The sequence below is a fragment of the Streptomyces yerevanensis genome (assembly GCF_000716805.1).
Classification (GTDB): Bacteria; Actinomycetota; Actinomycetes; order Streptomycetales; family Streptomycetaceae; genus Streptomyces; species Streptomyces flaveus.
On sequence record NZ_JNWJ01000041.1, the window covers coordinates 52,685 to 74,686 of the forward strand.

The 22,002-nt window shown below is 69.4% G+C and carries 18 protein-coding genes and 6 pseudogenes; 7 read left to right on the plus strand and 17 right to left on the minus strand.

The window, feature by feature from the left end; translation table 11 throughout:
• Positions 1-64: 64 nt before the first annotated feature.
• Entirely contained in the window at positions 65-2,149 is a 2,085-nt protein-coding gene (locus tag OP79_RS33915) for a zinc ribbon domain-containing protein (protein ID WP_106972545.1), read from the minus strand.
• A 72-nt stretch (positions 2,150-2,221) separates the two neighbouring features.
• Between OP79_RS33915 and OP79_RS52420 the strand changes: the two are divergent.
• Positions 2,222-2,799 (plus strand): annotated as a pseudogene (locus OP79_RS52420) (MFS transporter); the annotation flags it as partial.
• Here OP79_RS52420 and OP79_RS33920 read toward each other — a convergent pair.
• The gene (locus tag OP79_RS33920) at positions 2,789-3,514 is read right to left on the minus strand and encodes an alpha/beta hydrolase (RefSeq protein WP_033325682.1); all 726 of its coding nucleotides are present in this window, start codon (positions 3,512-3,514) and stop codon (positions 2,789-2,791) included. The pseudogene OP79_RS52420 and the gene OP79_RS33920 overlap by 11 nt on opposite strands.
• Positions 3,515-3,673: 159 nt before the next feature.
• Here OP79_RS33920 and OP79_RS33925 point away from each other — a divergent pair, with 159 nt between their 5' ends.
• Positions 3,674-4,078 carry a winged helix-turn-helix transcriptional regulator gene (locus OP79_RS33925; protein ID WP_033325683.1) on the plus strand — a complete coding sequence of 135 codons (405 nt, stop codon included), beginning with the start codon at positions 3,674-3,676 and terminating at the stop codon, positions 4,076-4,078.
• A 99-nt stretch (positions 4,079-4,177) separates the two neighbouring features.
• On the opposite strand, the gene OP79_RS33930 is transcribed toward OP79_RS33925, so the two are convergent.
• From OP79_RS33930 to OP79_RS33970, 9 genes are all read right to left on the minus strand, one after another.
• Positions 4,178-5,533 carry a hypothetical protein gene (locus OP79_RS33930; protein ID WP_245685542.1) on the minus strand — a complete coding sequence of 452 codons (1,356 nt, stop codon included), beginning with the start codon at positions 5,531-5,533 and terminating at the stop codon, positions 4,178-4,180.
• A 68-nt stretch (positions 5,534-5,601) separates the two neighbouring features.
• Complete coding sequence (locus OP79_RS33935) at positions 5,602-6,858, minus strand: CU044_5270 family protein (RefSeq protein WP_033325684.1); 1,257 nt, start codon at positions 6,856-6,858, stop codon at positions 5,602-5,604.
• Positions 6,855-7,505 carry an RNA polymerase sigma factor gene (locus OP79_RS33940; RefSeq protein WP_033325685.1) on the minus strand — a complete coding sequence of 217 codons (651 nt, stop codon included), beginning with the start codon at positions 7,503-7,505 and terminating at the stop codon, positions 6,855-6,857. Before OP79_RS33940 ends, OP79_RS33935 begins: the two co-directional genes overlap by 4 nt.
• Before the next feature lie 609 nt (positions 7,506-8,114).
• Positions 8,115-8,615 carry a MarR family winged helix-turn-helix transcriptional regulator gene (locus tag OP79_RS33945; RefSeq protein ID WP_078492174.1) on the minus strand — a complete coding sequence of 167 codons (501 nt, stop codon included), beginning with the start codon at positions 8,613-8,615 and terminating at the stop codon, positions 8,115-8,117.
• A 54-nt stretch (positions 8,616-8,669) separates the two neighbouring features.
• The gene (locus OP79_RS33950; protein WP_051745124.1) at positions 8,670-9,713 is read right to left on the minus strand and encodes a branched-chain amino acid ABC transporter permease; all 1,044 of its coding nucleotides are present in this window, start codon (positions 9,711-9,713) and stop codon (positions 8,670-8,672) included.
• Complete coding sequence (locus OP79_RS33955) at positions 9,710-10,582, minus strand: branched-chain amino acid ABC transporter permease (RefSeq protein WP_033325686.1); 873 nt, start codon at positions 10,580-10,582, stop codon at positions 9,710-9,712. Before OP79_RS33955 ends, OP79_RS33950 begins: the two co-directional genes overlap by 4 nt.
• Positions 10,579-11,334 carry an ABC transporter ATP-binding protein gene (locus tag OP79_RS33960; RefSeq protein WP_033325687.1) on the minus strand — a complete coding sequence of 252 codons (756 nt, stop codon included), beginning with the start codon at positions 11,332-11,334 and terminating at the stop codon, positions 10,579-10,581. Before OP79_RS33960 ends, OP79_RS33955 begins: the two co-directional genes overlap by 4 nt.
• Positions 11,331-12,095 carry an ABC transporter ATP-binding protein gene (locus tag OP79_RS33965; RefSeq protein WP_211270913.1) on the minus strand — a complete coding sequence of 255 codons (765 nt, stop codon included), beginning with the start codon at positions 12,093-12,095 and terminating at the stop codon, positions 11,331-11,333. The genes OP79_RS33960 and OP79_RS33965 overlap by 4 nt, the downstream gene beginning before the upstream one ends.
• A gap of 4 nt (positions 12,096-12,099) precedes the next feature.
• Positions 12,100-13,416, minus strand: coding sequence for an ABC transporter substrate-binding protein (locus OP79_RS33970; protein ID WP_033325688.1), 1,317 nt, complete (start codon positions 13,414-13,416; stop codon positions 12,100-12,102).
• A gap of 733 nt (positions 13,417-14,149) precedes the next feature.
• Here OP79_RS33970 and OP79_RS33975 point away from each other — a divergent pair.
• Positions 14,150-14,719: pseudogene (locus OP79_RS33975) on the plus strand (lysyl oxidase family protein); the annotation flags it as partial.
• Between the two features lie 485 nt (positions 14,720-15,204).
• Here OP79_RS33975 and OP79_RS50670 read toward each other — a convergent pair.
• A complete protein-coding gene (locus OP79_RS50670) occupies positions 15,205-17,115 on the minus strand; it encodes a serine/threonine-protein kinase (protein WP_051745125.1) in 1,911 nt (636 codons plus the stop codon).
• A gap of 186 nt (positions 17,116-17,301) precedes the next feature.
• On the opposite strand from OP79_RS50670, the pseudogene OP79_RS57300 reads away from it, so the two are divergent.
• A pseudogene (locus OP79_RS57300) lies at positions 17,302-17,595 on the plus strand (PD-(D/E)XK nuclease family protein); the annotation flags it as partial.
• Positions 17,596-18,198: 603 nt separating this feature from the next.
• Here OP79_RS57300 and OP79_RS57305 read toward each other — a convergent pair.
• A pseudogene (locus tag OP79_RS57305) lies at positions 18,199-18,456 on the minus strand (transposase); the annotation flags it as partial.
• Between the two features lie 390 nt (positions 18,457-18,846).
• Positions 18,847-19,281 carry an Rrf2 family transcriptional regulator gene (locus tag OP79_RS33990; protein ID WP_033325690.1) on the minus strand — a complete coding sequence of 145 codons (435 nt, stop codon included), beginning with the start codon at positions 19,279-19,281 and terminating at the stop codon, positions 18,847-18,849.
• Positions 19,282-19,405: 124 nt separating this feature from the next.
• Here OP79_RS33990 and OP79_RS33995 point away from each other — a divergent pair, with 124 nt between their 5' ends.
• Positions 19,406-20,155, plus strand: a complete 750-nt coding sequence (locus tag OP79_RS33995) for an SDR family NAD(P)-dependent oxidoreductase (protein WP_033325692.1) — start codon at positions 19,406-19,408, stop codon at positions 20,153-20,155.
• A gap of 211 nt (positions 20,156-20,366) precedes the next feature.
• Here the strand turns inward: OP79_RS33995 and OP79_RS34000 are convergent, their stop codons facing one another.
• Complete coding sequence (locus OP79_RS34000) at positions 20,367-20,618, minus strand: integrase core domain-containing protein (protein ID WP_245685543.1); 252 nt, start codon at positions 20,616-20,618, stop codon at positions 20,367-20,369.
• Between the two features lie 6 nt (positions 20,619-20,624).
• Between OP79_RS34000 and OP79_RS52425 the strand changes: the two are divergent.
• A pseudogene (locus OP79_RS52425) lies at positions 20,625-20,900 on the plus strand (IS30 family transposase); the annotation flags it as partial.
• Here OP79_RS52425 and OP79_RS34005 read toward each other — a convergent pair.
• Positions 20,848-21,525 carry an IS3 family transposase gene (locus OP79_RS34005; protein ID WP_157857401.1) on the minus strand — a complete coding sequence of 226 codons (678 nt, stop codon included), beginning with the start codon at positions 21,523-21,525 and terminating at the stop codon, positions 20,848-20,850. The pseudogene OP79_RS52425 and the gene OP79_RS34005 overlap by 53 nt on opposite strands.
• Positions 21,522-21,851, minus strand: a complete 330-nt coding sequence (locus OP79_RS34010) for a transposase (RefSeq protein WP_033325693.1) — start codon at positions 21,849-21,851, stop codon at positions 21,522-21,524. The genes OP79_RS34005 and OP79_RS34010 overlap by 4 nt, the downstream gene beginning before the upstream one ends.
• 51 nt (positions 21,852-21,902) lie before the next feature.
• Between OP79_RS34010 and OP79_RS58635 the strand changes: the two are divergent.
• Positions 21,903-22,002 (plus strand): annotated as a pseudogene (locus tag OP79_RS58635) (transposase); the annotation flags it as partial.

Genomic DNA, 22,002 nt, shown 5'->3' on the forward strand with positions numbered 1-22,002 from the left:
CAGACCGAGCCAGCATCGATGTCGCTCTGCAGCGTCTCTGGAACTCTGTGTGTGCCTGAGGGTTTCAGGCTTTTCGGACGCGGCGTGGCCGTGTGCCGTCACCGGGGGGTCCGAACCTCGGAGTGAGGGGGTGGACCTCGGTGGCGTGCAGGTGGTGGAAGCCGGTCCGCTGGGCGGCACGGGTGCGCCGCCGACAGGTTCCGCGGGAGAGCCGCCCCACCCCGCCCGGAGCAGGCTCCGGTCGGGAGAGGGCGGGTACTCCATGACCTGACACCGGCCCGTGAGGGGCCGGTGCCTGGGTGTCATGCCCCGCCGGACGCTTTACCACCCTGGTGGGGGTGGTGGCGGGGACCGTACGCACCTCGGGCATACGGCGGGAAGTCGTCGACCGGCGGGCCGGGGATGGCCGGACCGGGGTGGGATGGGCCTTGCCCGGAGTGGTTTTCGGCCCCGGCGGCCTGGGTGGCGCGGCCGCCTGTTGGCGGGCGCGGCGCAGGCGGCGGGTGGTCTTCTTGGGGCGGCGCACCGCGGTGACGGTGCCGTCGACGGTGGTGCGGACGGTGCGGATGCCGGTGGCGCGGTCCGTGGTGATGTGGGTCTGAGCGAGCAGGCCGCGGGAGACGATCCGGCGGGCGGCGGCCTGGTCCCGGTCGATCGACAGGTGGCAGCCGGGGCAGTGGGCCCAGGCCCAGCCGCGCTCGGAAAGCCGGTCCGGGGCGGGATGATGGCCCAGCGGACCCAGGCAGCGGGGACACCGCGCGGAGGTGCCCCGGGCGGGGACGGTGACCACCGCGAGGCCCGCCTTCGCGGCCAGGTGCCGGATCGCCTCGGCGAGGGTGCCGCGGACCTGCCCGGACAGCCGGGCGTTACCGCGTCTGCGGCCGCGGGCCTCCAGGGTGGCCAGGTCCTCCAGGTAGATGACGGTGGCGCCGAGTGCGAGGCTCTGGTCGACGGCCCAGCGGGCCGCGGACCAGGCCAGCGCGTCGTTGAGGTGGCGGATGCGGGCGCACACCCGCTCGTGCTCGACCTCCAGCACTGCGGCCCGCCGGTGCAGGTCGTCCCAGGCCAGCAGTGGGGCACCGAGAGGTTCCGCGAGGGCGCGGTAGTGGTCGCGTCGGGCGGCGAGGTGTTCGCGGTGGCCGCGCAGCCGGTGCAGTTTCGCGCTGATCGCGGTGGCGTCGAAGAGTAGCGGGCGGCCGTCGGTGACCACCCGCGCCGTCTCGCCCCGTCCGGTCAGCCGACCCACCGTGCCGGTGAGTAGGGTGTTGACCCCCCAGTCGAAGCCCACCGCCACGGTGTGCCCGGCGGCCGGGGCCACGGCCATGGGCCGGGAGTGCGGCAGGTCCACCGCGATCCGCCCGCTGCGGGTGGGGCGCAGGGTCGGGGTGTGCAGCACCGCCTCCGGGCCGACGGTGCCCGGCAGCCGCAGGTCGATCACGTGCCAGGCCCAGTCCCGGCCCGAGGCGGGAGCCGCGCACAGCGGAAGCTTCACCCGCAGCCTGGCTATTCCCTCGTCCACCCGCTGCAGAGTGACCTGCTGGCGGTCCATCGCGGCCAGGAGTACCTGAGTTGAGATCTCGGGCGGCTCCTCCAGCTCGCACAGCCCGGCGGGCAACTTCCCGTGCTCGGCCAGGTAGGCGCGGACCTGCCGAGTGCGGTTGCGGATCTCCGCACTACTGACCTGGGCGGGCAGCAGTGCCCGCAGCGCCGTCCACTCCGCCTGGGTGCGCCGGTGGGGGTCGGCGGGCCAGGTCGTCAGGATCGCCGCCACCAGAGTGCGCCGGTGCAGCGCCAGGCGCAGGGTGCGCGCCGCGTACTCCTCCGCACCCCGCCGCACCCGGTCCGACACGTACACCCCCGCGGCAGGCACGGCCGCCGCCCAGTCCAGGCGGCGCAGCGCCATCCACCCCTTGGACGGCAACGGCTCACCCTGCCCGTCGACCCCAGCGGCCAGCACCTCCAGGGAGGCCTCATCCCACCGGGAAGCCACCAGAGCCCGGGTCAGCTCGCAACTCAACTCGGCGAGGAAGCCCACCCGCTCATACAGCAGGGCCTGGCCGACCCGCTCACCGCTGCCCTCCACCACGCCGCCGAAGGCGGTACACGGCGCCGTCGCCATCAACCGGCCCACGCCCACCACCCCCTCCATGGTCCGAACCGGGCACACTCACGCACCCGATCGGCCTAACGACCGACCCCCGCACATAGACACGGCAGCCAGTACTTCCAGCAGGTACGCGGCCAGGACGCCCTAGGTGCCGGCCTGCTCATCCCACAGGGCGTCGGCGCGCTCCTCGCACGCGGCCTGGCGGGCAAGTACACCGACCGCTTCGGCCCCCGCGGGGTCGCACTCGCCGCCTTCGCGTTCCTAGCGGCGGCCACCGTGCCGTTCGCCTTCGTCACCGCGGACACCAGCGAGATCCTGCTGACAGCCGCACTCTTCGTCCGCGGCATCGCCCTGGGAGCCGCCATGATCGCGCCGATGGGCGCCGCCTACGTGGGCCTCCAGCACCCCGAGATCCCCGACGCCAGCATCATCAGCCGCGTCACTCAACAACTCGGCGGGTCCGTGGGCATCGCGATCCTCGCCGTCGCCCTCCAGCACGGCGTGGGCAACGCCCGCACCCCGACGCCTTGGCCCAGGGCTTCGACCAAGCCTTCTGGTGGGCAGTGGCGTTCACCGCGCTCGCCCTTCCCTTGTGCCTGCTCCTGCCGGGTCACACCCAGCCCGCAAATCCCGCCCAGGACAAGGGAGTTGCCTTGCCTGCTGTTAGGCAGCCGGACGATGCTAAAGGCTGACCTTGAGCAGCAGTTCGCTCAGTTCTGTCGGCATGGTGATCATGCAGTCGTGCCCGGTCGGCAGTTCCCAGGTCCGTGCCGGCGAGCCATTGGGCTGCATCGCGGGTACGGGCCGCCGCACGATGCCTTCCGGCTCCACACCGACGCAGTGGATGTGCGTACGCGGAATCAAGCTCACAGCCGGGTTGTCCAGCCGGACCGGTTGCTGCAGGCAGCGCACCGGCTGGTCGGAGAGCATCGCGCGCAGCCACGCGACGTCCGCCGGGTCGGTGACCCCGAACAGACCGAAGGGCGGAGGCATTTCGGGCAGCGGCGGAACCCGCCAGCTGCCGGATTTCGCGGCCTCGTCGATCAGCTCCTGGGCCACAGGCTGGACGTCGAGGGCGGTCTCGCCGTGCTTCGGGACCATCGCATCCAGGTACACGAGATGCGCGATCCGTTCCGGCACCTCGTTGGCCACGGACGAGATGACCAGCCCCGCGTAGCTATGACCCACGAGTACCACCTCGGTCAGGTCCTCCTCGCGGATCAGCTCGACGACGTCCTCGACGTGTGTCTCGAGCCCGACCTCGGGACCGAGCAGGTGTGCCTTGTCGCCGTAGCCGGTCAGTGACGGCGCGAACACGCGATGTCCGGCCGATTCCAGCAGCGGGACCACCCGCTCCCAGCACCGGCCGCTGTGCCAAGCACCGTGTACCAGCAGGAATGTTGACATGATCCGGAGGTTCTTCCTCGTCGGGGTCGCGGAGGCGCGGGAACGTACCGGTTCCTTTTCGTGCCTCGGTACTCTTTGAGAACCGCAGTCATCGTGATGCACCAGCCATGCCCCGAGCAATAAGGCACATTTCGGTGCCCGGGTTCCCTGGAGGTAACCATGAGCACAGCCGACAGTGAGTCGCGGCCCGCCCGGCAGGAGGACCCATGCCGGACCCGCGAAGTCCTCGACATCGTCGGGGACAAATGGTCGCTGCTGGTCGTGCGCAACCTCAGCCAGGGACCGCGCCGCTTCACCGAACTCAAGCGAGCCATCGACGGAATCAGCCAGCGCATGCTCACCGTCACACTGCGCAGCCTGGAACGCGACGGAATCCTCACGCGGACCGTCCACAACGTCATGCCGCCACACGTCAGCTATGAACTCACCCCGATGGGCAAAACCCTCCGCCAAGCCACCGCCCCCCTCTTGGAGTGGAGCACCACGCACCTGGCCCACATCGACGCCGCCCGCGCCACATACGACGCCCGCCCCGACACGCGGCCCGCCCAGCCACGCCCCTAGAGGCACCCCTGGCCGGCGGGCGGTCACCTGCGCACGTACGCCTGTGACCCGCGCACGGGCGCGGGCCACAGGCTGTCCATTGCCGTCAGGGCTCGTTCCTCAGCGGAGTCCGCGCGAGACCAGCAGGCCGCAGACGTCCGTCATGCTCGTGCACTCGGCGGTGCCGGAGGCCAGTACGGCGCGGGTGCCGGGGATGCCTGCGATGCCGTAGACCGTGCTGCCTCCGCTCGTCGAGGTGAGTTCTGCCGGGAGTTCCTCGTCGGTCCAGGTGGTGCCGTTCCAGCGGGAGAGCAGTGTGTGGGCGCTGCCTTGGGGCGCCCAGCCTCCGACCCACACGCCCCCCGAGCCGTCCGCGCCCGAGACGTTCACCTCGTCGACCCCGGGAGTGGGCATCTCCTGCCACTTGCGGCCGTCCCAGCGCGTGGAGATCAGCCCGCTCGGCACCCCTGGATCGTTGGTCTTGCCGAAGACATGGACCGTTCCGCGCCTGGTCGACACGACGTGGTTGGCCACCCAGCCGGAGCTGTACTCGAAGGGGACGGGGACGGTCTTCACCGTCCAGCGCCGGCCGTCGAAGTGGTAGAGCAGGGGCGTGGAGACACCGTCCGCCATGGTCTCGGCGCTGACCCATACGTCGTTCGGGCCGGTGCCGGTGATGTCAAAGGGCTGTACGGGATTGCCGTCCGGTGCCTGGGGCAGTGCCGTACGACTCCACTTGCGGCCGTCCCAGTGCTCCAGCATCCCGGAGTACGCCGCGTCCGGGTCGGCGGGGTCCGCCGTCGGGTTCCAGTCCATGGTGGTCAGCCACACGGAGTCCGTGCGTACCGACTCCATGTCCAGGACGAAGCGGATCCATCCCTCGGCGGCTGCCGGACGCGACACCGACTTCCAGCGGGTGCCGTTCCAGTGCTGCAGCACGATCGAGTCGGAGGCCTCGGGGAGCGCGGAGCCCTCGCGGAGCCGGTCCGCCAGGGTGTCCGGCAGCCGCTCCAGGAGCGTGTCCGGCAGCCGGTCGGCTGAGGAGGCAGCGGCGACTTCGATGTCGGTGTAGGTGCCGGCCGCCCAGACGTCGTCCGGCGCCGAGGCGGCCACTGCATCCAACGTCGCGGGTCTGCCACCGGTCCCCGCGAGCGGAACATCGCTCCACCGGGTGCCGTCCCAGTGCTTGGCCACCGGAGCCGTAGTCCAGGACTCGTCCGCCTTCCCGCCGACCGCCCACGCGTCGGTCCGGCCCGTCGCGGTGACGTCGTAGAAGCCGGTCGACTCCGTCGAGGACAGCGGTAATTCCAGTTTCCAGGGCGCCTTCGCGGGGGCGGCCTGCCGTTCGGCAGGCGCCGGTGCTGGTGCCTGCGGCTGCGCCTGTGCTGCGTACGGTGTGAGCGCAATGGCGCAGGCCGCGAGTGCGGTGGCCACGCGGGTGGCGGGTGAGGCCAACCGTCGTACGGGTGTTGTCATCTTCTCCTGTGCTCCTACTGGATCCTGTGCTGCTGTTCCTGGAGGGCGTTCCGCCGGATCACACGCGCTCACTGCTGAGCGTTCTTCGGCACGGTGATCTGGCTCTCGCCCCAGCTCATCCGGGTCGTGGCCGTGTAGTTCACCGTCGTGCCCGCGTCGAGACCCGCCTTCTGGGCCTTCGCGGACGGTTCGACCAGTACGAGCTGCTCGCTGAGCATCGCGCCGGTGGACGGGTCCACGACCAGCCGCTGCTCCACGCTCCCCAGCGGTGTCCGTGACGTGCCGGGGAAGGTGAAACCGGCGCCCTTGCGCCCCAGCGGATCGCTGACACTCCCCAGCCCCCGGACGCCGGGCATTTCCGCCATCACCCGGTACGCGGCCGCCCGGACCGCGGGCTTCACCGGCATCGTGATGAGGTTGGCCGCCTGACGCAGCACGTAGGCCGTGCGGCCCACGCCGGCCTCGGCTCCGCTGTCCTCTCCGTGCAGTTTCTCCAGCTGTCGGCGCAACTCGCCGCTGTCGGAGGGCAGTTCACGCAGGTCCTGGTACGAGACGTTGTGCGGGCCGAGGGCGTAGATCTTGTCGTCGGCGTCCGTCCGCATGACCATCGGCGGCCGGGTTCCCATCGTGTACCCGAGCGTGCCGCCTGCCTCGTTCCCCGTGACCTCGGCCTCCATCGTCTCGGGCGAACCCGCGGCCCGCCAACGTGCCTCGTCCTCCTTGGTCCGGGGGGCGATCACGGCGTCCAGACCGGAGACCATCAGGCTCCGGGTTCCCGGGCGCACGCCCACCGACCACTGGGCGGTCGACGTGTCGCGCACGGCGAAGAGCTGCCCCTTGCCTCCCGCCGCGCCGACGACGTTCACGTCCTCCGAGCGCGTGGTGGTCTGCCAGTACGTTCCTTCGGCGGTCGGCGTCTCGGCCTTCTTCGCCACACTGAGCAGTTCGAGGCGGCCGTCGACGCGGACGTCACCCTGGCCGTCGGACGCCGACGAACCCGGCTCCGCGGCAGTGGAGGAGGTCTGCGGGGGTGCGCCTGGGCTCACGCCGAAAGGATCCCGGTCGAGAGTGCTCACGACCACCGCGGACGCCGCGACGGCTGTGAGGGCCACTACGGTCCCGAGCGGCCGGATCCCGCCCCGGAGTCGCCCCGGCACCCGGAAGCGTGCCGCGCGACTGTCCGTCGCTCCGGCCAGGATGCGTGCCAGGTCCTCGCGCTGCCGCAGGGAGCCCGCCAGCCTGGACGGGTCCAGTTCGTCGGGCCGGGCGCCCGCGAGCACCTTCATGACGTCGGGCCGCCCGGGCCGTTCGTGGGTGGTCTTCATGTGAGTGCTCCTTTGCGATCAGTGCGGCGCGGGGTCTGTGCGAGTGGTGCGGAGTCCGTCTTCTGCTCCGTCTTCTGCGCGGATACCGGCTTCTGTACGGACACCGGTTCCGGTACGGGCGCCGCCTCCGGTACAGGTGCCGTATCTGCCAGGTACGCCGACTCCAGCGCCTTCTCCAGACGGCGGCGGGCCCGGTGCAGCCGGACGGTCAGCGTCGCGGTGGTGCAGCCCAGAACCCGTGCGGCCTGCTTGGTGCTCAGCCCGTGCCAGGCGATGAGTGTCAGCAGCTCCCGGTCGGCGTCGGACAGGCTCGCCAGGGCCTGCAGCGCGGCTTCCCGATCGGTCACGTCCGCCGCGACGTCGCCGACGTCGGTCCGTGCACCGCTGCTGATGCGCTGCGCCTCCGCGGCGGCGAGGGCGTACTGGCGGCTGTCCCTGCGACGCAGCTCACGCACCAGGTTGCGAGCCACTCCCAGGAGCCAGGGCAGCGCGGGTTGGGAAATGTCGCGCATCCGCCGCCAGGCCACGGCGAACGTCTCGCTGGTGATGTCCTCTCCTACCTGCCGTCCCACCAGGCTGGTGGTGTAGGCGAGGACGCGCGGATAGCACTCCTCGTAGATGTCCCGGAAGCGTTGGGCATGTGTCACGCGCCGTCCCCTCATATCGGCTTTCTCGGTTCTCTCACCAAGCAATGCGCGCAGCGGCCCAGTTCTTACAGGGAGAGCCGAAATTCATGCGATGTGGCCCACATCACGCTTCGGTGTTCCGGCACGGGAATCCGCCCTGGGGACGGGCGCTGGCGGATCGGGAGTCGTTCCTGCCCCGGCCGTGGACCGTTGCTGTCGCACGGTGCAGCACGCAGCAGATCACATCCGCGGTGGGTGGTCCTGGACGAGGCGCTGCTGAGGCGTCCCGTCGGCGGACGGGACGTCATGGGCGGCCGGTTGACCGGGCTGCACACGAAACGGCGGTCATCCCGCTGTCACGGGATGCCGCCGCTCGCGACAGGCACTACAGGAAGGACAAGAAGGAGAAGACCGGGATGAAAGCCAATCGCGATCATGCAACCTTCTGTGGAGCGCCCCGGCAGGGGACCAGGCAGATGGGAACGGGCGTGACCACGTCCCCACCGTCGTCCGCGACAGGAGCAGCGGCCGGGGGAGCGTTGGTTGAACTCGTAGGCACAGTGGGTGAGTTCGGCCTTTTCGTTTGCGCGGAAGCGGGGTGGGCCGGGCAGCGGCCCGCCGATCCGGGCGTCAGCCGTGGTGCCGCCCCGTCAAGGAGACGAGTCCGTCCTCCAAGCTCTGACGGAACGCGGACCGCCGCTTCTCCGGTATGTCGAGCAGCAACCGGTCCTCCAGCTTCTGCACCGCCGGCGCGCACGCCGCCAGCAGTTCCTCCCCCTCCCGCGTCAGCCGGGCCTCCATGATCCGCCGGTTCCCCGGGGCATGGGCGCGCTCGATCAGCCCGCGCTCCTCCAGCGCGCGCACCATCTCGTGCATCGTCTGGGGTCTGACGAAGGAGCGGCGGGCCAACTGGGCGGAGGAGAGCCCGCCTCGGTGCTGAAGCACGGTCAGGGCCGTGTACTGGAACGTCGTGAGCCCGTACGGCCGCAGGGCCTCGTCCATGAAGTGACGGATGGCCAGTTCGAGCTGCTTGACGAGATAGATCGTCAGCGGGCCCTTGTGACCCTCGGGATCCGGGTCGGGATCCGCACCCGGAGCCGGACCCGGACCCCGGTCGGCTGCCTCCGCCATCGTTCGCACCTCTTGGTCGGTCGTCGGGGAGGTCGGGCGAGGCCGTCGTCGAGGTCAGACGGTCGGTGTCTTCACCCGATAGCCGACAGGTAGTAGTTCCAGGTCACGTCGGCGAGCCACGGTACCCCACAGCCCATGGGGCATCCACAGCGTCATCCCGATGGCGAGGGCGCCGAGCCCGATCAGGTACCAGGTGCCTCCGTTGTCCCCGAACCAGTCCTGCACCAGGAAGAACACGATCGCTCCGATGATCGGTCCCTCGAAGGTGCCGAGGCCGCCGATGACCACCATGAAGATCATGTACGCGGACCAGTGGACCCCGAAGATGGAGTCCGGCTGCACCCGCAGGGTGCTCGCGAGGGTGATTCCGCCGGCCGCGGCACCGCCCACCGCCGCCAGCACGAAGACCAGCCGTTTCGCCGAGGTGACCCGTACCCCGACGGACGCCGCGCCCACCGGGTCGTCGCGGATCGCCTCCAGCGAAGTCCCCAGTCTGCTGCGCAGCAGCACGAACACGGCCAGCAGCAGAACACTCATCAAGGCCAGGGCGAGCCAGTACACCTGGGCCTGCCGCACCGCCGGATCGGTGGCCGACAGATCGGTGAGCGAGCGGCCGGAACCGCCGCCCAGCGAAGGCGTGTTCACCACGACCAGCCGGAAGAACTCCGCGATCGCCCACATGCCGATGGCGAACTGCCCACCGGTGAGCCGGAACGCGAGCAGCGAGGTGGGTACGGCGACGGCACCCGCGAGCAGGGCTGCCAGGACGACCGCGAGAAAGGGGCTGACGCCTCGGTCGACGAAGAGGAAGACTCCGTACGCGCCGAGGCCGATGAAGCCCTGCTGGCCGACGGAGACCAGACCGGCGTAGCCCGCCAGGGCGTTCCACATGGCCGCGACGATGACGAGGACGAACAGGGTCGTCAGCTTCGCGGTCGCCTCCGGCGTGAAGACGAAGGGGGCGAACGCCAGGGCGAGCAGCAGGGCGGACAGGGCACCGGACGCCGTACGGGAGACGGGGGTCCACCGGTGGATGGTGGCGACGGCGGTGGCGGGGGCCGTCGGTGATGCGGTGGTCACCGGTGATGCGGTGGTCATGTGCGGCTCCTTCTCATGCCGAGCAGTCCCTGCGGACGGAAGGCCAGGACCGCGAGGAACACCGCATGTCCGGCCACGATGGAGAAGCGCGGATCCACCTGCGCGCCGACCGTCTGGGCGACGCCGAGGACCATGCCTCCGACGAGCGTCCCCCACAGCGAACCGAGCCCTCCGATCACGACGACCTCGAAGGCGAACAGCAGCTGGGTCGGCCCCATGGACGGGCTGAACGACGACCGCATCGCGAAGAACGCTCCCGCCAGGCCGGCGGTGGCGACGGCGATGGCGGCAGCCCAGGCGTACACCCGGCGGCTGTCGATCCCGACCAGCTCGGCGGTGTCCGCGTCGGCGGCCGTGGCGCGGATCGCCCGTCCGATGCCCGTACGGGCCAGCAGCAGTTGCAGCCCGCCGAGCAGCGCGACCGCCACCGCCACAGTCAGCACACCGAGATACGGGATGCTCACCGACGACCCGAGCTGGAGGCCGGCCGTGGACAGCGAACCGATGTCCAGGGAGCGGGAGTCGGCGCTGAAGGTCTCCAGCAGTACGTTCTGCAGCACGATGGCGAGACCGAAGGTGGCCAGCATCGACGACATCTCGCCGGTGCGCAGCGCCCTGCTGAGGATGCCACGCTGCAACGCCACTCCGACCAGGCCCATCACGGGCAGAACCAGCAGTACCGCGAAGAACGGGCTGATGCCGACGGCGGCGGCCAGCACCGCGACGAGGAACGCGCCGAGGACCGCGAGGTCGCCGTGGCTCAGGTTGACGGTCCGCATGACGCCGAACATCAGGGAGAGGCCGCAGGCGAAGAGCGCGTAGACACCGCCGAGCATGACGCCCTGCACGATGGCGTTGATCCAGTTCATGCCGGCTCCTCCTGCACGGTTGCGGCCGTGGCGCGGTCCGGTGCCGCCGCCCGGCTGAGTCCGAAGTACGCCTCGACGACCTGTTCGCGGGTGACCGCGCCTGCGGGTTCGTCCAGGACGATGCGGCCTTCGAGCATGCACAGCACGCGCCGGGCCACCCCCAGGGCGCGGCCGAGGTCCTGCTCCACCAGCAGCACCGTCGTACCGCCGGAGAGGATCGTGCCGAGCGAGTCGTAGAGGGTGTCGATCACGATGGGCGCGAGGCCCAGCGAGACCTCGTCGAGCAGCAGCAGCCGGGGATTGGTCATCAGCGCCCTGCCGATGGCCACGGCCTGCTGCTCGCCGCCCGACAGGTTGCCTGCGCGCCGCTTCAGCAGCCCGTCGAGCAGCGGGAAGGCGGCCACGACGGCTGCCAGGTCCCACGGTCCGGGGCGCCGTACCCGGGACGCGACCAGCAGGTTCTCCTCCACGGTGAGGTCGGCGAAGAGCCGCCGCCCCTCCGGGACCAACGCGATCCCGGCCGCGACACGGTCGTGGGCGCGGCGGGCCGTCACATCCACACCGTCCAGGCCGATACGGCCCTCGGCCGGCTGGTGTGCTCCGGCGACGGCACGCATCAGGGTGGACTTTCCGGCACCGTTGGCCCCGACCACCGCCACGACCTCGCCCTCGTCCACGGCGAAGGAGACTTCGCGGACGGCGCGCAGCAGACCGTGCCGTACTTCGAGATTCTCGACCGACAGCAGACTCATGCCGCGCTCCCGAGGTAGGCCTCGACGACCCGGGGATCGGACATGACGGCGTCCGGTTCGCCCTCGGCCAGGACCCGGCCCTGCGCGAGACAGACCAGCCGGTCGATCACCCGCAGAAGCGCGTGGATGACGTGCTCGATCCAGACGATGGCGATGCCGTCGGCGCGCAACTGCTCGATGGTGGCGATCAGTTCGTCCGTCTCGGCGTCGGTGAGACCACCGGCGATCTCGTCAAGGAGCAGCACCTGCGGATCGGTCGCCAGTGCCCGCGCCATCTCGAGCCGCTTGCGTTCCAGCAGGGTGAGCGCGGCCGCGGGCCGGTTGGCCTGGCCGAGCATGCCGCAACGCTCGAGTACGCCGAGCGCGTGCTGTTGCGCGGCCCGACGCCGGTGCGAACCGCCCTGCACCGACGCGACCAGCACGTTCTCGTAGGCCGTCATGCCGGTGAAGGGGCGCGGCACCTGATGGGAACGCCCGATGCCGCTGCGACAACGGCGGTCGACCTTCCAGCGGGTCACGTCCTGACCCTGGAAGGTGACACTGCCCTCGGAGGGGGACTGGGCCCCGGAGAGGATGTCGAGCAGGGTCGTCTTTCCGGCGCCGTTCGGGCCGACGATGCCCAGGGCCTCGCCGGGGGCGAGGGTGATGTCGATGCCTTCGAGGACGACCAGGCTGCCGAAGCGGCGGTGAATGCCGTTCGCCGAGAGCACCGGCGGGGCCGGGGCGGCCGCCGGTGCGGCCTCCCCTGTCTCCGCGGTCACCGGCTCAGCGGAGGGGCTCAAGTTCGCCTCCGAGCGGGATGACGTTGAAGTTGCCGTTGTCGACGATGACCGGCTCGACGGCGAACTTGCTGCCCCCCGTGGCCTTGCGCCACTGCGCCATGACCAGCGGCTCCGTGGACACGTTCTTCACCGGCCCCGACGTGAAGTCCAGCGGCCCGGCGACGGTGGTGAGACTGGCCTTGCCGAGGGCGGCCGCCAGTTCCGTACGGTCCTTGGGGTCGGAGGTCGCCTTCAACGCGTGGACCGCGACCTCGAAGAGCGCCATGTTGGACCCGATGACCTGGTTCCACTGCTTGCCCGTCGACTTCTCGTAGTCGTCGGCCAGTTGCCGGGCGGTCTGGTCGGTGAGGGTGGACGTGAACGGGAACTCGGGCGACCACCAGAAGCCGGCGCTGAGGCCGTGTCCGAGGGAGCCGAGCGCCTCGATCTGGGAGGGGAGGAGACCGGTCTTGGCGATGGACGCGATGCGCGGCCGATAGCCCTGCTGCCGGGCCTGCTTCCAGAAAGTGGCGAAGTCGGGCGGCAGCGGGAAGGTGTTGAAGATCTCCGCGTCCGCCTTCTTGAACGCCGCTATCTGTGCCGAGTAGTCGTTCGTCCCGTCCTCGTAAGCCCCCGGGTCGACGATCCTGAACCCGCTCTTCTTCAGCTCCGGCCCGAGCCCCTGCCGGATCGCCTTGCCGTCGGGGTCATTGGGCCACATGACGCCGACCCGCCGGTTGGTCTCCACTCCGCCCTTCGTCCACAGGGAGGTGTACGCGGCATGGACCTCCGCGACGCCTATGAAGAAGTGGTACGTGTACGTGAACGGCTTCTCGGGGGTGGCACCGCGGCCGAAGTACCAGGCCTCCCACGGCACGGCGGTCGACAGACACGGGACCTTGGCCGCCTCGCACGCGTCGGCGACGGGGTTGACCGTCTCCGGGGTCGAGGTGACGAGCATCAGGTCGATCTTCTCGCTGTTGATCAGATCGGCGGCGACCTGCGCGGCCGTCTGCGGATTCGACTGACTGTCGCGGTCGATGATCTCGACCGCGTACTTCTTGCCGCCGATCTTCAGCCCGTCCTTGAAGGTCGCGCGCAGCTTCTTCATCAGGAACGCGTTCGGCTCGCCGAAGCCCGCGGCCGGGCCCGTGCTGGGCGAGACGTAGCCGATCCGGAGCACCTTGTCGGTCTGCGCCGAGGACTCCTTGATGCCGCCGCAGGCGGTCAGCAGACCGCCCGCGGTGAACAGCCCGGCGGCACCGGCCGTCCCCCGGATAATGGATCTTCGGGACAAATTGCCGTTCGCGGGTGTGCTCATGGGTGCGCTCATTGAATGCCTCCGGGCACGTCGAGGGAGCGGAACTGAGGGTGGTGAAGCTGCTGAGGAAGCCGGAACGGGCGGCTGAAGTCGCTGGGGGAAGCCGTAGCCGGCAGCAGAAAGCGGTGGCGGGTTCCTTCGCGTCCCGGTAGGGCCGGGCAACGAGCCCGATATCAGGAACCCTGATGATGGCCACGATGATGCACGCGCCGACTCCGGATGACAAGGGTGTTGCCGAGACGTATCGGGTGCGCTCTTCGGGTGTCACTCGCCCGGTGCCTCAGAGGGAGGGAAGTTGCCGCGACGGCCTTGACGGGGCCTGCTTGGCAGGCGTAGTTGTTTATCAGGTTTCCTGACGCACGAGCGGGACGGACCGCGCTCGACGCATGCCTCGGCCCCTCAATCCCACACCCACCTGCCCGCACGCACAGCGACACCCGCAGACGAAGCCGTAGCCGCACGGCTGCGACCTCGGCACCGCCGATTCCGCGCCCACGCCGACGACCAGCACGCCGCCCTTGCCGCCCGCCCGGCAAGGGGAGAAGCGCGAGCGCTGGAGGGCCGAAACCGCGGACGACCTCGCCGAGCGCGAGGAATCTGTACGAGCCCAGGCCGACTGCACCGAGCAAGCAGCACAAGCCGAATTCGGGCTGCGCAGCGCCCGCACTTCATCCGTGGAGACGGCGGCACGCCACCGAACCTGCCGCCCGAACTCGCCGATGTCGATCGCGGCCCGCTCGTCGTGGACGGGTTCCGCAGCCCCGGCAAGGACCTGATGGACGCGTACCAGTACTTCTACGACGCCGACGGCAAGCAGGTCGGGTACGCGCCCACCGGCACCATGGAGTGGGACCCGCGGGACGGCCACGAGCACTGGCACTTCACGGACTTCGCGAGCTACCGGCTGCTGAGCGAGGACCAGACCAAGGAGGTCCGCAGCGGCAAGGAGGCGTTCTGCCTGGCCAACACCGACGCGGTCGACTACACGGTGAAGAACGCCAACTGGCACCCGGAGAACACCGACCTGTCGACCGCCTGTGGTGGGGAGAACTCGATCTCCGTCCGCGAGGTCCTCGACGTCGGCTCCGGCGACACGTACACCCAGTACCGTCCCGGCCAGTCCTTCGACGTCACCGACCTGCCGAACGGCACGTACTACATCCAGGTCATCGCCAACCCGGAGAAGCGCCTCCAGGAGACGAACACCGGCAACAACGTCGCGTTGCGCAAGGTCGTTCTGAGCGGTGAGCCGGGCGCCCGCTCGGTGACCGTGCCGCCGCACGATCTGATCGACGCCCCGTAGGAGGCCGCGGTGCTCCTGGGACTCGTCGCTTCGGCGCGGGCCTCAGGGGCGCCGGCACCGCGTCCCGATGGTTACCGCGGCCCTCGTGGTTTCAGCCCGTTCTGTCCCCGTGGCCACGAAAACACCCCCTCCAGAGATCATTCCAGAGGGGGTGTTCGATTCGTATGGACTGGTCAGACCCTGCGCCCCGGCAGGATTCGAACCTGCGACACCCGCTTTAGGGGAAAGTCAAGATCGGTTTTGGGGCTGGTAGGGCGGGAATTGGCTGATCGGGAAGGAAGCCGGGCGTGTGGGTGACGGGGCGTGTCCCCGTCGAATCCCCGCGAGGGCGACACGGTAACTGGCGGTGACCTGCGGCGAATTGAGGGCACTGGTAGAGACACGGATCCCGTTCTGGTGAGCACCGCTCCACCTTCGCGGGCTGGTTCGCTTCCTCAGTTGCCACGTGGGGCCGTACGGGGTTGTGTCTGAGCGCTTGCGGTTGTTCAGACAGCCGGGGGTGTTTCAGCGGGAGCGAAGGCGGGTTGGCCCTGAGGGGCTTTGCAGCCCGGGTCTGATTGGGTGGAGTCGAAGTAGGCGATGGTCGTCCCCAGGTGCTTGTACTCAGGCTGCGTGAACGGTGATGGGCCCAGGGCCACGGCCGACCACTCGCAGTGGCGCCCTGAGAAATCGCCAGTACCAGTGACGATGGCCGAGCCGATGGTTCCTGCACGCACGGTCACGGTCCAGCCCTTCGTTTGGCGCGTGCCGACGAATTCTGCCGGGATGGGAGATCCGGCGGGGGTAGCCGGGTACAGGACCATCTCGGCTTCCTCGTGGGTGTCATAGCGCCAGCTCGTGCCGTCCATGACTGGTGCGGTGTGCTCCAGTCCCTTCAAGTACAAGGGCTCTAACTGGGGGCAGCGATCCTCCGACAGTCCTTCGGGCAGGATCACGCGCCTGGTGGGACTGGCGAGCTCAAGATTGACTTCCGTGGGGTGGATCTCGCCGAACGAGCCCGTGCAGACGACGTCCTCTGTAGCGGCGACGTACTCGGTACCGCCGCGTCCTCGTAGGGTGAGGTGCAGCATGAACGGCTTGTCACCATTGGAGCCGCTCAGCGCAGCGCTGGCCCACCAGGCGCCTCCTCGGTCGAGGATTGCGTCTCCACTCATTTGCGGATGGGCCTCCGGGACGCCGGACAATGCTTCCGCGCCAGCCCCGGACAGGCCCCTCACCGCGGACGCTGTGACCCATGCGCCTGTTGCCACACTCAGTACGCTGGCCACCGCCACGAGCGCGGCAGTGAGGCGTCGCTTGGCCAGTGCCGACCGTGTGGGCGGTGTCCGCCGGATCGACGGAGGGGTGATCCCCGCCTCGGGTGCGTCCAGGGGATCGCGGCGGGAAGCCGGCTCGCGGTCTTCGAGGAAGAGGTCCTCCGGAAAGTCGGGGAACTCGAGCTCGAAGGGAATCTCAGACGGTTCTGGAACCCCCTGGAGGGGAGCTTCCGGCAGGGGGCGGGCTGCCACTCGGTCGAGGCGGACCAGGAGATCCGCCGGGAGCCACGCGCCGGACGGGGCCAGGTGAGTGTGGTCCAGAATCTCCTCGATCGTCGGCCGCTCGTCCGGGTCCTTGGACAGGCAGTGCCGTACGAGTTCGGCAATCGCCTCGGGTACGCCGGTCAACTCCGGTTCCTCATAGGCGATGCGGAACATCAGAGTGTGGACTCCGCTGCTCTCGCCCTGGAGAAAGGGGGAGCGCCCAGTTGCGGCGTACACGAGCACGCTCCCCAGGGAGAAAACGTCGGAGGCAGCGGTGACGCGCTCGCCTCTGACCTGCTCAGGGGACATGAACTCCGGCGTGCCCACCAGGGCCCCGGTGCGCGTGATGGTGCTGTCCAGGGACGAGTCGACGGTGCGGGCGATGCCGAAGTCGATGACACGGGGACCGTCGACAGTGAGCAGGATGTTGGACGGCTTCAGATCCCGATGCACGAGGTCGGCGGTATGGATGGCGTCCAGGGCGAGGGCCAGCCGGTTGGCGAGGACGTGCGCGGAGGCAGAGGGGAGCGGGCCGAAGTCGCCGCGTACGACGGCTCGGAGCGTGGGGCCGGGCACGTACTCGGTGGCCACCCACGGCACGTCGGCCTCGGTGTCCGCATCCAGGACGCGTGCGGTCCACTCGCCGCTCACGCGCCGGGCGGCGGCCACCTCGCGCGCAAACCGTCGCCGGAACGCCTCCTTGTTGTCCACGTCGGCGATGTCCGTGCGGACGAGTTTCACCGCCACGGTGGCCGCGTCGTCCCCGCCGTCTGCCTCGCGCGCGAGATACACACGTCCCATGCCGCCCGCGCCGAGCCTCGACAGCAGACAGTAGGGCCCGATGCGGGCGGGATCGTCAGGGCCCAGTTGGTCCATCGTTCCTGTTTCCCTTGTTGATCTTCACGCATCCGTGCGCGAGATTCCCGTACCGCGGCAGCGGGATCCTCGCACATGACAAGGGAGTTGGGGGCCGGTTCCGGAACGAGAGCGGTCGGCTTCGTTCCCTGCCCGCTTGGTCGGCTGAAGGCTGCTGGACTCTGGAGTCCGGCCGCCGGTACGGCCATGGAGATTCTCGGGCTCGACGGGCGCGAGATTGCGCACAGCCGCATGGTGGAGTGGCTGCTCGACCCTCAGGGATCCCACGGGCTCGGTCTCCGGATGCTTACCGCGCTCCTGCACCGTTCGGGGCGTGATGATCTCGCCGCCTCTCTGCGTCCCGAGCGCGTCTACGCGCAGCGGGAACTCGTCCTGCAGGGCAGCAGCGAACATGCGGACCGGCGTGCCGACATCGTCGTCTGGGCGGACGGCACTCCCGTCGTTATCGAGATGAAGGTCCGGGCCAAGGAGACCACCGACCAGACCAAAGACCTGGTGGGTCACTTCGGGGCGCTCCACGACGCGCCCCACTTCGTCTTTCTCACCCTCGACGGATCGGACGCGGAGCACCCTTCCTTCCGGCCGATGCGCCTCGCGGACCTGGCATCCGGCTTGCACGACGCGCTGGAGGCGGCTCGGGAGCCGAGCGGTGCTGCCGAAGCCGTGGGCCGTCGCACTGCGGCCGACTACCTGGAATCCCTCGGGAGGCTCACGAGCATGCACCCCTCGACCCGGGCCGCGGCTGGCTTCTGGCTGCGGCATGGTGACGATCACGCGTACGACGCGGCGAAGTCGGCAGCTTGGACTCTGATCCGGGAATTGCCTGAGCGCACGGCCCGCGCGCTCGACGAGGGACTCGGCGCCGTTGTCGAGGATCTCGTCGTGACCCTCCGCAAGGACGAGGTCCAGGGAAGCGACAAGCTGCGCGCCGAGCGGATCGTGCTGCTGAGCCAGCGACGCTGGATGGGCGAGCGGGGAACGCCCAGGGTCGGCATCGGCTTCGGGGTCCGCGAGCGCCGCTACCCGGACGACGACAAGTGGATCAAGGAGAACCTGCCCTTCTACGGGATCTGGATTTCCGCCCCGGCCCTTCGCGAGCAGGATGCGGTGCAGTTGGTCGAAGACCCCGGCCTGCTGCCACCGCTCCAGGCGCCGCCAACAGGTCTGCCCGGAACCGAATCCCAGCTCCAGCGGCAGGAGTTGCCAGGCTATGTCGTTGTGCAGGACGTACAGGATGCCCTGCAGACACAGCCGGTCCGCCACCGGCCGTGGGCCCGGCGACTTCTTCGGCCAGGGCGGCAGCAGCGGCTCGATCAGCGCCCACAAGTCGTCGTCCACGATCCATGGCCGGGTGCTCGCATCCTCCCGAACGGCGGAAGCGTCACATCGGTCACGCCGGACCAGGGCACTGCAACAAGATCAAGTTACGAGCTCGTAGGACACGGTCTGATACCGCAACGGTCTTCGGCGTGACTGGTTGCCAGGCTGTTCGCCGGCCTGGGCATGGATGGGGATCTTGGTGATGTCAGGGCGTAACGGGGAGGCTAGGGCCTGTCCGGCGGATCATGCCGCAGACGCGGGGGCCGGTGCGCCCACCTGCGGCGTTGTCGTCGGTTGTCGACGCTCCGCGTCGACGCCCTCCTCCGCCTTGCATCTGGACGCACCGGCCCCCGCTCACCTGGCCTTATAAGGCGCCGTCACTTTCCTGCGACCTGATCCGCCGGACAGGCCCTAGCGAGGTGCCGCGAGTACGTCCCGGAGTACGTTCGCGAGCGTGACGCGGGCCAGCTCGTGTCTTAGGGTCTCCTCGATGCCCTCGTAGATGCTCTGCATTGCCGGCTGGATGCCGTGACCCACCACGCATCCCTGGTCCGGGGTGGTGCGGTGCATTGCGAACAGCGGGCCGGGTTCCACTGCCTCGTACACGTCGAGCAGGGTCATCGACTCCAGCTCGCGTGCCAGTGACCAGCCCGCGCCCACGCCCCGCCGGGACTCCACGAGCCCGGCCCTGCGCAGCTCGCCGAGCAGCCGTCTGATCACCACGGGGTTGGTGTTCGCGCTGGTCGCGATCTGCTCGGAGGTGGCGACCTCATGGCCCTGGCGCTGGTAGAGGCCGATCCAGGCCAGCGCGTGGGCGGCGATGGTCAGCCTGCTGTTGGCGCTCATGGACTCCTCCTCTCGGCCACAACGCTTCATGTTACGCGTAGTCGTAACAGTGAAGGTTGCAACAGGCTGTCGTAACAATTAATGTTGCGACAGCCGGGAAGGGTCAATCAACGAGGTGAGAAGAATGAGCAAGCCACTCACGGGCAAGGTCGCCCTGGTCACCGGGGGGTCGCGCGGACTGGGAGCCGCGACCGTACGGCTGCTGGCCGAGCAGGGCGCCGACGTCGCCTTCACCTACGTCAGCTCCGAGAAGCAGGCGCAGGCCGTCGTCGACGAGGTGCACGGCAAGGGAGCCAAGGCCGTCGCCTTCCAGTCCGACCAGGCGGACACGAGCCGGGCGCCGGCGCTGATCGACGACGTGGTCGCGCACTTCGGCGGCCTGGACATCCTCGTCAACAACGCGGCGATCTCCGCGGCCGGCACGGTGGACGACCCGGACGCCGACACCGCCGCACTGGACCGGATGCACGCCACCAACTACCTCGGCGTGATCGCCGTCATCCGGGCCGCCTCCCGAGTGCTGCGCACGGGCGGCCGCATCATCACGGTGAGTTCCGGACTCGGCTCCCGCGTCGGTGTCCCGGGAATCGCCGACTACTCGGCGAGCAAGTCAGGAGTGGAGAGGTACACCATGGGCGTCGCACGCGACCTCGGACCGCGGAACATCACGGCCAACGTCGTGGAGGCCGGACTGATGGAGGGCGGCATGGACGCGCCCGACCCCGAGACTCTCAAGGCCCTGCTCAGCTCGCTGTCCCTGCAACGCATGGGCCACCCCGACGAAATCGCCGCAGCGATCGCCTTCCTGGCGAGCCCCGCCGCGTCCTACGTCACGGGCGCGGTGCTGGACGCCCACGGCGGCTACAACGCCTGAACCCGAACCCCTGCCGCGCGCCCCGAAGGACATCGCGCCTTCGGGGCGCGCACCGCCGACGACCCGCGTGTGCGTGGACACGCCTCAAGAAGCCCGGATCGTGATCGTGTTACGAGCTCTACGGAACCTCGCCCAGGGCCTCGTCCTCTTCACACCGTGCGATTCGGGCTTGAACGTCTGGATGTTAATCCCCTCGAACTGTGGAGATCTTCTATGCGGCCAGCCCCGGGGTGGAGTTGGCTCGGTGGTCGTGTTCGTAGTCGATCGGGCTCCGGTATCCGCACACGCTGTGTAGTCGGTGCGTGTTGCAGAAGCCGGTGATCCAGGTTGCGATCTTCAGGCGGGCCTCGGTGCGGGTGGCGAAGGTGTGGCGGTGGATGTACTCGACCTTGAGGACGCTGTTGAACGCCTCGCTGACGGCGTTGTCGAAACACGATCCGACCCGGCCCATGGACTGGGTCACGCCCAGCATGCCCAGCTCCGCCTCGACACCGGACTGCGGGTCTACTTCGCCGACCCGCACAGCCCCTGGCAACGCGGCACGAACGAGAACACCAACGGCCTGTTGCGCCAGTACTTTCCGAAGGGAACCGACCTGTCGCGATGGAGTGTCGACGAGCTGGAAGCCGTCACTCTCACGCTCAACAACAGGCCCCGAAAAACCCTCGGATGGAAGACACCCGCCGAGGCCCTCAACGAGCACCTACTATCGGTCCAGAAAGCCGGTGTTGCGACGACCGATTGAGTCCAAGCTCGCTGCCGCGGTCGCTATGAAAGATCACGCCTTTCACGTCGCCGCCGCGGGTGGCCGCGGCCATGTTCAGGGACGCGACGACGAGTTCGGCATCATGCCGCTCTCCCATCGCGTAGCCGAGCAGGCGGCGGGAGAACAGGTCGATGACGGTGGCGAGGTAGAGCTTGCCCTCGCCGGTGACGATCTCGGTCATGTCGCCGCACCACACCTGGTCCGGGGCGTCCGCGCTGAAGTCCCGGCGCACGAAGTCCGGGGCGGCGGCCCGTCTGCCGGGGCGGGTCAGCCCGCGCCGACGTCTCATCTTCCGTCCGGCCAGACCGAGTTCGGCCATGAGACGGGCGACGGTGTTCACCGAGGCCCGCCGGCCGTCGCGGACCAACAGGAGCCAGACCTTCGGCGAGCCGTAGGTGCCGCCCGAGTCCGCAAAGATTCCCTCGACGGCGTCGGCCGGCTTCCCGCGCCGGACCTCGCGGGCAGTGGTGGGCTTGTCGCGCCACTTGTAGAACCAGGACTCCGACACTCCCACAACCCGGCAGGCCAGGCGGTGCGGAACGTGGTGTTCGGTCCTCTGGTTACCGATGAACGCGGCCAGGGCGGCCGGGTCGGTCCCGGTCACTTCACCCAGAGGACCATGCATCGCTTGAGGACATCGCGCTCCATCTCCAGCTCCCGTATCCGCTTGTTCTTCTCGCTCATCTCCCGCCGCAGCCGCTCCAGTTCGCCTCGCTCGCTCTCCCGCATTCGCCCTCCCGCGGCCTCCGGCGCCGGCCGGTCCGACGACGCCGTCCCGTTGCGGCGCCAGCGCGACACCCAGCTGTGCAGCGTGCCCGCGTTGATGCCGAGCTCCTCGGCGACCTCCGGCACCGGCTTCCCGGTCTCGATCACGATGCGTACAGCACCCTCACGGAACTCGGCGTCAAACGTCCGCTTCTCGGTTCCCATGAACCTCAACTTCCCCTGTAATCACGGACTCCACGCTACGAGGGGAGGGACAGGCTGCGCCGGCATACCGGCCGCAAGGGCGAGCGCCGCTCGCTGGGCGAGAGCGACTGCATCCGCCTGCTCGACGGCGCCCACCAGCTACTGAAGGCCC